The 12,508-nt window shown below is 71.8% G+C and carries 11 protein-coding genes; 5 read left to right on the top strand and 6 right to left on the bottom strand.

Annotated features, from left to right (window positions below; translation table 11 throughout):
* Positions 1 to 15: 15 nt before the first annotated feature.
* Positions 16 to 480 carry a DUF4442 domain-containing protein gene (locus GPA10_RS26930; RefSeq protein WP_198351716.1) on the bottom strand — a complete coding sequence of 155 codons (465 nt, stop codon included), beginning with the start codon at positions 478 to 480 and terminating at the stop codon, positions 16 to 18.
* 134 nt (positions 481 to 614) lie between these two features.
* Here GPA10_RS26930 and GPA10_RS26925 point away from each other — a divergent pair, with 134 nt between their 5' ends.
* From GPA10_RS26925 to GPA10_RS26915, 3 genes are all read left to right on the top strand, one after another.
* Positions 615 to 1,658: a DUF8017 domain-containing protein gene (locus GPA10_RS26925; RefSeq protein WP_157167760.1), complete on the top strand. Its 1,044-nt coding sequence runs from the start codon at positions 615 to 617 to the stop codon at positions 1,656 to 1,658.
* Positions 1,659 to 1,799: 141 nt separating this feature from the next.
* Entirely contained in the window at positions 1,800 to 2,933 is a 1,134-nt protein-coding gene (locus GPA10_RS26920) for a DUF8017 domain-containing protein (RefSeq protein WP_157167759.1), read from the top strand.
* 69 nt (positions 2,934 to 3,002) lie between these two features.
* On the top strand, positions 3,003 to 4,346 hold the full coding sequence (locus tag GPA10_RS26915) for an MFS transporter (protein ID WP_343041366.1): 1,344 nt from the start codon (positions 3,003 to 3,005) through the stop codon (positions 4,344 to 4,346).
* Positions 4,347 to 4,424: 78 nt separating this feature from the next.
* On the opposite strand, the gene GPA10_RS26910 is transcribed toward GPA10_RS26915, so the two are convergent.
* From GPA10_RS26910 to GPA10_RS26895, 4 genes are all read right to left on the bottom strand, one after another.
* Positions 4,425 to 5,402 carry a fused MFS/spermidine synthase gene (locus tag GPA10_RS26910; RefSeq protein ID WP_343041365.1) on the bottom strand — a complete coding sequence of 326 codons (978 nt, stop codon included), beginning with the start codon at positions 5,400 to 5,402 and terminating at the stop codon, positions 4,425 to 4,427.
* Positions 5,403 to 5,695: 293 nt separating this feature from the next.
* Positions 5,696 to 6,874 carry an elongation factor Tu gene (tuf, locus tag GPA10_RS26905; protein WP_058848862.1) on the bottom strand — a complete coding sequence of 393 codons (1,179 nt, stop codon included), beginning with the start codon at positions 6,872 to 6,874 and terminating at the stop codon, positions 5,696 to 5,698.
* Between the two features lie 119 nt (positions 6,875 to 6,993).
* Positions 6,994 to 7,152, bottom strand: coding sequence for a hypothetical protein (locus GPA10_RS26900; RefSeq protein ID WP_157167758.1), 159 nt, complete (start codon positions 7,150 to 7,152; stop codon positions 6,994 to 6,996).
* A 139-nt stretch (positions 7,153 to 7,291) separates the two neighbouring features.
* The gene (locus tag GPA10_RS26895; protein WP_246259823.1) at positions 7,292 to 8,014 is read right to left on the bottom strand and encodes a DNA alkylation repair protein; all 723 of its coding nucleotides are present in this window, start codon (positions 8,012 to 8,014) and stop codon (positions 7,292 to 7,294) included.
* 49 nt (positions 8,015 to 8,063) lie between these two features.
* Between GPA10_RS26895 and GPA10_RS26890 the strand changes: the two genes are divergently transcribed.
* Complete coding sequence (locus GPA10_RS26890) at positions 8,064 to 8,762, top strand: TVP38/TMEM64 family protein (RefSeq protein ID WP_157167757.1); 699 nt, start codon at positions 8,064 to 8,066, stop codon at positions 8,760 to 8,762.
* Between the two features lie 251 nt (positions 8,763 to 9,013).
* On the top strand, positions 9,014 to 9,886 hold the full coding sequence (locus tag GPA10_RS26885; protein WP_058848864.1) for an undecaprenyl-diphosphate phosphatase: 873 nt from the start codon (positions 9,014 to 9,016) through the stop codon (positions 9,884 to 9,886).
* A 665-nt stretch (positions 9,887 to 10,551) separates the two neighbouring features.
* Here GPA10_RS26885 and GPA10_RS26880 read toward each other — a convergent pair.
* The gene (locus tag GPA10_RS26880; RefSeq protein WP_246259821.1) at positions 10,552 to 12,135 is read right to left on the bottom strand and encodes an ATP-binding protein; all 1,584 of its coding nucleotides are present in this window, start codon (positions 12,133 to 12,135) and stop codon (positions 10,552 to 10,554) included.
* Positions 12,136 to 12,508: the final 373 nt, after the last annotated feature.

Genomic DNA, 12,508 nt, shown 5'->3' with positions numbered 1-12,508 from the left:
CGGCGGCGAACAGCCCTACTTGTCCTGGGAGTCGTTCGGCCTGAGGGTCCACACGACGGTCATCTCACCGGTGACGGCGCCGTCCTCGCGCGTGATGGCGATGGCGACCGGGAACTCCGGGCGCTGCCCCGCGTCGAGTTCGGCGACGACATCGGCGGCGGGACGGCCGAGCGTGGCGGTGGCCTCGACCGTTCCCTTCGCGAGCTTCTTGTACGCGATGTCGGCGCGCACCGCGAGCGGCACGGCGCGGGAGAGCTGCGCCCCGAAGGCGGCGAGCACGATGGCGCCGCTCGCGGACTCCCCCAGCGTGAACATGGCGCCGGCGTGCGGCCCGCCCACGTGGTTGTGGAACTCGCCCTGGTCGGGCAGGACGACCACGGCCCGCTCCGGAGTGGTCTCGGTGAACTGGAGGTTGAGGGTCCTGGCCATCGGCACGGTGGCGGCGAGCATCTCGCCGATCGACATCTGGTCTGCGCTCATGCCCGAACGTTACCCACGAGTAGCCTCTCTTGACCAGGCCCGCCCCCGCGTCTGCGGCCAGGCCGGACGGGAACCGACGCTTCCCCGAGGGGGGTTGCGATCGCGCACACACGGCACCCGTATGGTTACCCGCCATGTGGTCAGGACAGCAGCCGCCCGGTGGCGGGCAGAACCCGCAGGACCCCGGCGCCAACCCGTACCAGCAGCCCGGGTACCAGCAGCCGAATCCGTACCAGCAGCCCGGCTATCAGCAGCAACCCGGACACCAGCAACCCGGCGGCTACTCGCAGCCCGGCTACGCACAGCCCGGTCCCCCGCAGCCCGGACCCCCGCACCAGCAGCCCGCCGGGCAGGGCGGCGGGGGCGGGAACCGCACCAAGGTCATCGCCATCGCCGCTGCCGCCGCCGTGGTCGTGGCCGCGGGCGTCACCGGCTTCCTCATACTCGGCAACGACAGCAAGAACACCGGCGACAAGGCCGACAAGGCGGGCAAGGGCGGTGCCTCCGCGCCCGCGTCCGGCGAGTCGGCGGGCGGCGACGGTGACGGTGACGGTGACGAGCGCGGTACGGGCGGCGACCCCAAGGCGACCGTCCCGGGCTGGCAGGTGGTGGTGAACCCCAAGTGGGGCGTCGCCTTCGACGTCCCGGCCGACTGGCGGGTCGCGGGGCCGCGCCGGGCCGTGAACATCGAGGACAACAAGACGGGCGAGCCGCTCACGACGATGGGCTCGCCCGCGACCCTCAAGCCCAAGTGGTGCACCACGGACGACGACAAGAACGGCCGCTTCGAGGACACTCCCCTGGTCGTCGCGGGCACCAAGGGCGGGCGCGGCGGCAAGAGCACCGAGCAGGTCGCGGTGAACACCGTCGGCTGGTGGATCTACGGCGCCTACACCCAGCCGGACAAGAAGAGCATGACGTACGACGAGAAGGCGAAGCCGTACACCACGAAGTCCGGCATCGAGGGCAGCATCGCGTGGGGCCGTTCGCAGAACACGCCGCAGCGGGGCAAGTGCGCCTCCGACGGCAAGGCGATCAGCTTCGGCTTCAAGAACTCCGCGGGCGAGTTCGTGTCCTGGAACCTGTACGGCGCCAAGGACGTGAAGGAAGAGATCCCGGACACGACGGTCATGAAGATCCTCGACACGGTCCGGCTGTACGGCGAGCCGACGGCGTGACACGAAGGGGGCCGTCACCCCCTTCTCACGCACCGCTTCTTCACCACTTCGTCACCGCCTCGTCCGCCCCCTGCTCCGGTGGCCGTCCGGCAGGCGGCCGGGCGTGGCACCCGGGGGTCCGCCCATCTATGGTTACTGGCCATGTGGCCAGAACAGCAGCCGCCCGGGGGCGAGCAGAACCCGCAGGACCCGGGTGCGAACCCGTACCAGCAGCCCGGGTACCAGCAGCCGAATCCGTACCAGCAGCCCGGCTATCAGCAGCAGCCGGGCTATCCGCAGCAGCAGCCCGCCGCGCAGCCCAACCCGTACCAGCAGCCTCCCGCCGCGCAGCCCCCGGCGGCCCCGCCCGGACAGCCGGCCGCCGCCCAGCCGCAGTGGGGGGCGCCGACCTTCCCGATGGGCGCGCCGCAGGCCGGCGGCCCCGACGGGAGCGGTGGCGGCGGCAACGGTGACGGCAGGAAGACGAAGATCACGGCCATCGTCGCGGCGGCGGCCGTGGTCGTGGCCGCGGGCGTCACCGGCTTCCTGGTCCTCGGCGACGGCGACGACAAGGACGGCAAGTCCGACAAGGCCGACAGCAAGCCCTCCAAGTCGGTCTCGAAGAAGCCGACCAGCGAGCCGTCGTCGGACGACGACAACCCGCGCGGTACCGGCGGCGACCCCAAGCCGACGATTCCGGGCTGGCAGGTCGTGGTGAACCCCAAGTGGGGCACCGCCTTCGACGTGCCGCCGGACTGGACGGTCAAGTCCCCCGACACCTTCATCGGCTTCGAGGAGAAGAAGGGCGACGGCACCAAGCCACTGATCATCATGTCCGCGCCCGCCATCTACAAAGAGAAGTGGTGCTCGTCCGACGGCAACAAGGACGGCAAGAACAGCGACACCTCCCTCGCCGCGGTCGGCACCAAGGGGCAGAACGGCGCGAAGAACACCAAGGACGTCGCGCGCAACGACTCGGCGTGGTGGGTCTTCGGCGGCTACACCGGCCAGAAGAAGGCCGACAAGAAGAAGATCAAGATCGGCAAGACGGAGCCGTACACCACCGAGTCCGGCATCGAGGGCAGCGTCACGACGTCCACGACGTCCGGTGTCCCGAAGACGGACAAGTGCGACTCCGACGGCAAGGCCACGACGTTCGCGTTCAAGAACGGCTCGGGCGACTACGTGGCCTGGACGCTGTACGGCGCCAAGGGCGTGAAGGAAGAGGTCCCCGACGCCCAGGTGAAGAAGATCCTCGCGACGGTGCGGCTGCACGGGCAGCCCGAGGAGTCCTGATCCGTTCCCCGGCCGACGGGCGGCCGGGGAATCGGTTTGGCAAGGAGGTGCCCCTGCGGGGATAGTCCCGTGGTGACCTCTCCCGCCGCCCGCCGCCCCTCCTGGGCCGGCCGCAACTACACCCTGCTCACCGCCGCCGCGATCATCACGAATCTGGGTGGCCACGGCGCGCTGATCGCGGCGGCGTTCGCGGTGCTCGACGCGGGCGGGGACAGCGGCGACGTGGGCCTGGTGGCGGCGGCCCGCACGCTGCCCCTCGTGCTGTTCCTGCTCATCGGCGGCGCGGTGGCCGACCGGCTGCCGCGGCACCGCGTCATGGTCGCCGCCAACGCTCTGAACTGCGTCTCGCAGGCCGCCTTCGCGGTCGTCGTGCTCGCCGGTGACCCGCGGCTGTGGCAGATGATGCTGCTCACCGCCCTCGGCGGCACCGGGCAGGCGTTCTTCGGCCCCGCCTCCGAGGGCATGCTGCTGTCCTCGGTCAGCGGTGAGCAGGCGAGCCGCGCGTTCGCCCTCTACCGGATGGCGATGCAGGGCGCGGGCCTCGGGGGCGCCGCGCTCGGCGGCTTGCTCGTGGCGGTCATCGGGCCCGGCTGGGTGCTCGCCGTGGACGCGGTGGCGTTCGCGCTCGCGGGCGCGCTGCGGGCGTTCCTCGACGTCGGTCACATACCGCCGCGCGAGCCCGGCGGCGGGCTGCTCGCCGATCTGCGCGACGGCTGGCGGGAGTTCACCGGACGTACCTGGCTGTGGTCGATCGTGGCGCAGTTCTCGGTCGTGGTGGCGGTCGTCGGCGCCGCCGAGTCGGTGTTCGGACCGCTGGTCGCCGAGGACGAACTGGGCGGCGCGGGGCCCTGGGGTCTCGCGCTCGGGGCGTTCGGCGCGGGCACCGTGGGCGGCGCGATCCTGATGATGCGCTGGAAGCCGCGGCGGCTCCTCCTCGCCGGTACGCTGTGCGTCTTTCCGCTGGCCGCGCCGTCCGCGGCGCTCGCGGTGCCGCTGCCGGTGGCGGGGCTCGCCGCGGTGATGTTCGTGAGCGGCGTCGCGATCGAGGTTTTCGGCGTCTCCTGGATGACGGCCATGCACCAGGAGATCCCCGAGGAGAAACTGTCGCGTGTCGCGGCGTACGACTGGTTCGGCTCGATCGCGATGGTGCCCCTCGCCACGGCCCTCGCGGGCCCGGCCGAGCATGCCTTCGGGCGGTCGGCCTCGCTCTGGGGCTGCGCCGTGCTCGTGGTCGTGGTGACGGCGGCGGTGCTGTGCGTGCCCGACGTACGGAACCTCAGGCGCCGGACCCAGGACGTGGTGGCCGCGAACACGCAGACGGGCGCGGGGGCCCAGGCCGGTATGGGCGCGCAGGCGGGCACGGGGGCGGAGGTCTCCGGGACGGGGCCGCTGGCCAAGCCGCCCACCGGCTGACCGGCTGATCGGCTGACCGACTCCCCGGACACCGGCTGAGCGGAGCCCCCCGGGGGCGCGCGCGGTGACCCGCGCAGGTCAGCCGACGCTGAAAGCGCCGTCCGGTGGCTCCGGGGACGGGACGGCCTCCGCGTCCCGTACGGCACGTGCGTCACCGATGAACTTCCGGAGGGCGTCGCCGTGCACCACCCGCGCGGGGAACACGTCCGCGGCGGTGCGCCGGACCAGGGACCCCAGGTCGAAGGGCGCGTGCCCGGCGAGCAGCACCGCGTTGCCGAAGCGGCGGCCGCGCAGCAGGCCGGGCTCGGCGATGAGGGCCAGCTCCTCGAAGGCGCCCGCGAACGTCGCCAGTTGGGAGCGGAGGAAGGCGAAGGGGCTGCCGTCGGCCAGGTTCGCGATGTAGCAGCCGTCCGCCCGCAGCACCCGCCGCACGGCGGCAGCGTAGGCGTCCGACGTGAGGTGCGCGGGCACCCGGCAGCCGCCGAAGACGTCCCCCACGACGACGTCCGCGCTGCTCTCGGGGGCCGCCTCGACCCAGGCACGGGCGTCGGTCCCGTGCACCGTGATCCCGGAGTCCGCGGGCAGCGGCAGCTTCTCGACGACGAACCGCAGCAGTCCGCGGTCCGCCTCGACCACGTCCTGCCGGGACCCGGGCCTGGTCGCCGCCACGTAGCGGGGCAGCGTGAGCGCGCCGCCGCCGAGGTGGACGACGTCGAGCGGCCGCCCGGGGGCGGCGGCGGTGTCCAGGGCGTGCGCGAGCCTGCGGGCGTACTCGAACTCCAGGTACGTGGGCTCGTCCAGGTCGACGTACGACTGGGGGGAGCCGTCCACGGTGAGGAGCCAGGCCCGGTCCCGGTCCACGTCGGGCAGCAGCTTGGCGGTGCCGTGGTCGACGACGCGGGTGACGGGGATCGGCTCCGCATCGGGTGTCGGCTCCGACTCGGGTATCGGCTCCGATTCGGGTATCGACGCCGCCCCGGGGATCGGCTCCGACTCGGGCATCGGCTCCGATTCGGGTACCGGCTCGGGTCCGGTCGTATCGGCGGGCTCGTTCACGGCCCCATTGTGCCCGCAGCGGCGCACCGCCTGAACGGCGCGCGCCCCCCTTCCCTTCACGTTGTCCGCATCCGGCCGGTCGGACGGGGCCGGTCGATCAGGACCGGTCGATCAGGACCGGTCGGACGGGGCCGTTCGGAGACGGTCGGAGCCGGTCGGAGCCGGTCGGAGCCGGTCGGACGGGGCCGGGCAGAGCGACGGAAAGGTGGACCGGGCAGCGGAGCGGGGGACCGGCCCCGACGTGGTCGGGACCGGTCCCCCGGCCGGGTCCTGAGCGGCGACGGCGTTCGGCGTCAGCCGACTTCCGTCACGGTCCCCGCCCCCACCGTCCTGCCGCCCTCCCGGATCGCGAAGCCGAGCCCCGGCTCCAGCGGGATGTCACGCCCGAGTTCGACGGTCACGGAGACCGTGTCGCCGGGACGGGCGACGGCGGCCTCGCCCAGGTCGATGTCGCCGACCACGTCCGCCGTGCGGATGTAGAACTGGGGCCGGTAGCCGGTCGACACCGGGGTGCTGCGGCCGCCCTCGCGGGCCGAGAGGACGTACACCTGGGCAGTGAAGCGGCGACTCGGACGGACGCTGCCGGGCGCCGCGACCACATGGCCGCGGCGCACCGCGTCGCGCGCCACCCCGCGCAGCAGCAGCGCGACGTTGTCGCCCGCCTGCGCGGAGTCCATCGGCTTGCCGAAGGTCTCCAGGCCGGTGACGACCGTCTCAGTGTCGCCGTCGGCGCCGCCGAGGAGTTGCACCCGGTCGCCGACGCGGACGGTGCCTCGCTCGACGGCGCCGGTGACGACCGTGCCCCGGCCCGTGATGGTCAGGACGTTCTCCACGGGAAGGAGGAAGGGCGCGTCCACATAGCGCTCCGGCATCGGCACATAGGTGTCGACGGCGTCGAGCAGCGCCTCGATCGCCGTCGTCCAGCGTGGCTCGCCCGCGAGGGCCTTGAGCCCGGAGACCCGGACGACGGGCACGGTCTCCCCGCCGTACCCGTGGGCGGAGAGCAACTCCCGGACCTCGAGCTCCACGAGGTCGGTCAGCTCCGGGTCGCCCGCGTCGGCCTTGTTCAGGGCGACGACGATGTGATCGACGCCGACCTGCCGGGCCAGCAGGACGTGCTCGGCGGTCTGCGGCATGATGCCGTCCACCGCGGACACCACGAGGATCGCACCGTCGAGCTGCGCCGCGCCGGTGACCATGTTCTTCACGTAGTCGGCGTGGCCCGGCATGTCGACGTGGGCGTAGTGGCGGGTGTCGGTCTCGTACTCGACGTGGGCGATGTTGATGGTGATGCCCCGCTGGGCCTCCTCCGGGGCGCGGTCGATGCGGTCGAAGGGCACGAAGGTGCCGGTGCCGCGCTCGCTGAGGACCTTGGTGATGGCGGCGGTCAAGGTGGTCTTGCCGTGGTCGACATGGCCCATGGTGCCGATGTTCAGGTGCGGCTTGGTGCGTACGTAAGCGGTCTTGGACATGGCGGTTCCTGCCTCGGAACTCGAAAGGTGTGGCCCGCGGCACGGACGGCGGCGGACGGGGACCCCTGGGGCCTGGCCGACCCTCCCCCTGCGGGGTCCGCCGGAATGTCCGGAGAGGGTCAGCTTCGGGTGCCGTCGGCAGGAAGGACGGCGGGTGCGATCGCGGCGGTCGTGGCCGTGGCCAGTGCGCCGGGCGGCGTTGTGACGGCAGCCTCGACCGCGTCCGCGACTGCGGACGGCGGGGTGAGGGAGGCGTACCGGAACATGTCGACGATCATTGCCGACGCGGTGCCGCGCGTCGAATCATTTTCCCCGGCCCAGCGGCCACAGCGGTCACCGAGGTCACAGAGGGACGTTGGGCACCACGGGCCACCGGAGACGCATCAGGCCCGCGTCGGGCCAGGATCAGACACGGATTCAGGCCTTGATGTTCTTCAGGGCCTCCCGCACCGACAGCGGGGCGAGCACGTCCCGGTGCCGGGCGACGAAGTCCCGTACCGCGTCCGGATCCGTCTTCGCGTACTCGCGCAGACACCATCCGATCGCCTTGCGCACGAAGAAGTCCGGGTGCGCCGCCTGCCGGGCGCAGTACGCGAAGAGGCGGCCGGTGTCCGTGGCGTCCTTGTACCGGAGCTGGTGGAGCAGTGCCGTCCGTACCGCCCACAGGTCGTCGTCCTCGATCCAGGCGTCCATCTCCGCCGTGAGCGCGGGGTCCGCGGCGACGAGGGAGCCGACGACGTGCGCCGCGAGGGCGTCGACGGTGTCCCACCAGGGCCGGGTCGTCACCAGGTGCCGCGCCACCGGCAGGAATCCGGACGAGCAGCGGCCGACGTACCGGCGCAGATAGTCCACGGCGAAGTACTGGTACTCGCGCTCGGGCAGCCGCCAGCAGCGCAGCGCGAGGGCGGCGCAGTCCGCCTCGTCGGGGCGCGGCGACCCGGCGAGCACGACCCGTGACACCTCGCGCCGCGCGGGCGAGGTGATGCCGAGGAACGGCGCGACGTCCTTCATGTACGCGCGCATGTCCGCGGCCCGCACCGGATCCGCGGCTTGCGCCGCTCGCGCGGCTTCCGCGAAGCGCGCGGTGAGGCGTTCCAGGAGGGTGTCGGCCAGGGGGCTCCGCGGGACTGTGACGCGCATGAGACGCACCATACGGCGATCAGTCACACAGGTCGGTTAGTCTCCCCGGATGCTCCACACCGCTGCCGCCCCGACGCCGGGCCTCGCCGTGCGCTGCACCCGGGTGCTGCTCTCACCGTGGTCGCGCCTCTCCCTGCTCGTGCTCGTGCTGGCCGCGGCCGGCGCGGGCGTGCTGCTCTTCGAGCCGCAGCGACTCCTCGCGGACGGCTGGCCACCGCAGTGGGGCGGTGCGGCGGCGGTGTGCGTCTTCGCCCTCGCCTACGGCATGTGCACGGTCGCGTTCGTACCGCGGCCGCTGCTCAACCTCGCGGCGGGCGCGCTGTTCGGTTCGCAGGCGGGGCTGCCCGCGGCGATCGCCGGGACGGTCCTCGGGGCCGGGGTGTCGTTCGGCCTCGGCCGGGTGCTCGGGCAGGACGCGCTGCGCCCGCTGCTGCGCGGGCGCTGGCTGAAGGCGGCGGACGGGCAGCTGAGCAGGCACGGGTTCCGCTCGATGCTCGCGGTCCGGCTCTTCCCCGGGGTGCCGTTCGCGGCGGCCAACTACTGCGCCGCGGTGTCCCGCATGGGCTGGCTGCCCTTTCTGCTCGCCACGGGCATCGGCTCGATCCCGAACACGGCGGCGTACGTCATAGCCGGGGCGCGGGCCTCGACGCCCACGTCGCCCGCCTTCCTCGTCGCGATGGGGTTCATCGCGGCGACCGGCCTCGCGGGCGCCGCGGTGGCCTGGCGCAAACGCCACCGCCTGCGCTGACAGCGCCCCGTAGGGGGCGCGGGGAACCGCGCGAGCAACCCGTGAAAAGCCGCAGACGCGTCTGCTCAGTGCCCCGGCAGACGCGTCTGCGGCTTATCGTGCGCTGAGCGCGCAGTTCCCCGCGCACCTCTGGGGCAGCCCTCGCGCCGGAAACTTCACCTTGTGCCGCTACGCTGCCCCCCGGCGGGACGCACCTGATCGTCCCGCCGCCCTCTTGGGTCCTCGATCAGTTACTGGACGGCGCGGTTTTCATGTCTTGGCTCGAATCGTTCATCCTCGGACTCGTCCAAGGCTTGACCGAGTTCCTCCCGATCTCCTCCAGCGCGCATCTGCGGCTGACCGCGGCGTTCGCCGGGTGGCACGATCCGGGTGCGGCGTTCACCGCGATCACTCAGATCGGTACCGAGGCAGCCGTCCTCATCTACTTCCGCAAGGACATCGGCAGGATCATCTCGGCGTGGACCGGGTCGCTCGTCGGCAAGGTGCCGCGGTCCGACCACGACGCGCAGATGGGCTGGCTCGTCATCGTCGGCTCGATCCCGATCGGTGTCCTCGGCGTCACGTTCAAGGACCAGATCGAGGGCCCGTTCCGTGATCTGCGGCTCATCGCCACCACGCTGATCGTCATGGGCATCGTCCTCGGCGTCGCCGACCGCCTGGCCGCCCGCGACGAGACCGGCGGCAAGCACCGTGCCGTGCGCCACCGCAAGGACCTCAAGGAACTGGGCGTCAGGGACGGCCTGATCTACGGCATCTGCCAGGCCATGGCCCTCGTACCCGGTGTCTCGCGCTCCGGCGCGACCATCAGCGGCGGCCTGCTCATGGGCTACACCCGGGAGGCCGCGGCCCGCTACTCCTTCCTCCTCGCCATCCCGGCCGTGCTGGCCTCCGGCGTCTTCGAGCTCAAGGACGCGGGCGAGGGGCACGTCTCGTGGGGCCCCACGATCTTCGCCACGATCGTGGCGTTCGTCGTCGGCTACGCCGTGATCGCGTGGTTCATGAAGTTCATCACGACCAAGAGCTTCATGCCGTTCGTCTACTACCGCATCCTGCTCGGCATCGTGCTGTTCGTGCTCGTGGGTGTGGGGGAACTGAGCCCGCACGCGGGTGAGTCCGGCGACTGAAGCAAGGCCACTCAGGTAGCGCTATCCAGCGTTTCCTAGCGCCTGATTGCAGCACCACGCCATGATCATCTCCCACTTGTCTCCCACTCATCTCCCACCGGGGAGGCGGGGTACGCCCCCCTAGGGCGCGTGCGTCCGCAGAGCAGGGATGACACGTAAGGGCCCGCACGGCAAGTCGTGCGGGCTCTTCCGTTCGTTGCGAGACGGGCTTCGCGCAACGGGGAAAGTCCGACGCATCAGGCGATTGGGCGACCGAGCATCGCGGGCATGGCAACACCCCTTCCGCTGATGGTCTATCTCGACCTGAACCCGCACGACGGTGCGGAAACTTGACGAGGGTCGGCGTACGCCTGGCCGTGGTTCCGGGGACGAGGTAACGGGCGCTCTGCCGCCTCACAGCTGGTCGAGAGACGCGACCCCGGCTGCCGTGGCTCATCGATCTTGACGCCCTCCACGGGACCGAAGGTGCCGTCGGCGCAAGTTGTCGAAGAACGTGCTGCGGCCCGCCCCCAGGGTTTCATGTGCTGGCACGGAGCTGACGTGTCGGCCCCGAACTGCCGTGATTCCTGGCTGCCGAGCCCCTCGGACTCCCGCACCGAACCCGTGCTGCTCCGGGAACACGGCCAAAGAACCTGGGGGCGATTCTCGCTGCGGTCTCCCGGCCGTCAGGCGCGTAGCAGGGTGACGGTGCGCCCGGAGGGCGTGGTCTGCTGCGAGAAGGCGGTGCGCTCGTGGACCGGGGCTGCCTGCGGGCGGGTGTCGAAGACGACGAGGGTGCCCGTGGGCAGCTCCATGCGGTCCAGGTAGTCGTCCAGCTGTGCCAGCCCCTCGGCGAGGGGGTCGGCGCGGCCATGGCGCCACACCTTCAGCTCCAGCGCCTCGCGCTGCACCGCCCGCGAACCGTCGGCAGCGGTGTACGGCTGGCGAATCAGCAGGTCCACGCGTCGCCGGCCGACCCCGTACTCCCGGTCGATGAAACCCGCCCCGTTCACGATCCGGTGCAGGTAGGCCATCATCACCAGCTGTGCTGCGGCCTCCGGGTAGGTCGAGGCGGTGGCCAGGATCTCGCCGTTCTCCCGCCAGAACTCGGCGAAGGAGCACAGCAGCTTGTCCATGTCGATCCGGCCGTCCGGCAGCCGGAAGCTGCTCGGGGCGGCGACGACCTGGCCCTCCGTGTTGTTTCCCAGGACCCGGACAATGACCTCCTGGTAGATCGGATTGGCCACCCGCACCGGCGCGTCCGGAGCGACCAGCCCCAGGTCGCGCACGTACGCCAGATCGTCGTCGTACGTGTCCGTCGGCAGGAGCAGCTCGCCCGCGATCACCGGCTGGATCACCCGCCGTACCCGGTCCTCGCCCAACCTGGCGGCCAGCGAGTCCAGATGCGTCGCACGCGCCAGGATCAGCCGCTCCTTCGCCTCCTCCATGTGCTCGGCCGTGATCGGCGTGTCCGACGGCACCCCCATCTCCTCGACGACCTCCCGAGCCAGCGCGTTGACCAGCCACGGCTGTCCCTGGGTAAAGCTGAAGGCACGCTCCAGCGCATCCACCGTGAAATCCTGGCCCGTCTGCGTGGTGTGCTGCCCGTACAGCTCGGCGACCTCGGCCTCGGTGAAGTCGCCCAACCGCAGCGACGCCACCTTGATGTTGAACGGACTGGACGTACCAAGGCGCCCCGGATCCCCGCCCGAGGCCGCCTTGTAGTCACGCACGTCCCGCAGCCCGCACAGCACCACCGCATGCGGGAAGCCGCCACGGCTGACCGTGAAGCCATCGCGCAACTGGCGCAGCACACTGCGCAGGCTCTCCCCCCGCAGCGCGTCGATCTCGTCGAAGAACAGCACCAGCGGACGCGGACAGCTCCGCACCCACTCAGTCAGCCCCCGCGTGAGCCGGGACCCGGGCACCGCGTCGGGCCAGGAGGCGGGGGGCGCGGTCTCATCAGGAAGTCCAGCGGACTCCGCGGACCGTCGAATCGCCTCCAGCACCAGCAGCTCGGCCTGGCCGTAGTCCTCCCCGGCCACCTCCGCGCTCTCGCACGAGAAGTGCAGCGCCGCGTACCGGCCCGAGGCCGTCTGTTCCCGGGCCATCGCCGCCAGCACCGTCGTCTTCCCGGTCTGCCGTGGCGCGTGCACCACGAAGTACTGGCCCTGCTCGATGTACCCGCGGGCCCTGGGCAGCCGCTCCTGGGCCGGCACCATGTAGTGACGCGTGGGGACGCACGGCCCGGCCGTATTGAAGTAGCGCATACCGCGCACGCTAGCCGACGGCACCGACAGCCTGAGGCGACCGTGCAACCGACCACCGGCTACACCGCCCCGTACAGACACGAGTGCCAGAGCAGCGGTGACCCGGTGCGGAGATCACCCGGCGGGCGGACGCAGAGACGCGGCCAGCGCCCTGGCTGGACGAAGATCGGCACAGTCGCATCGTCGTGGAGACCCGCATGGGCCACGAGGTCGTCGGCAGGGAAAGCCTCCACTCGCACGTTGCCCTGAGCCCGCACGCGGGTGAGTCCGCGGAGTGACCCGAGGGCGGGCAGCGTGAGTCGGCTCCCTCCGCACGGGCGGAGGGAGCCCACACACGCACACCCGCGGGGGTGCCGGGCACCGGGGAGGGGGG

Origin of the sequence: Streptomyces typhae, from assembly GCF_009755605.1 — a bacterium.
GTDB lineage: Bacteria > Actinomycetota > Actinomycetes > Streptomycetales > Streptomycetaceae > Streptomyces > Streptomyces typhae.
Note: the sequence above shows the minus strand (reverse complement) of the source record. Positions and strands in the feature narration are given on the sequence as shown.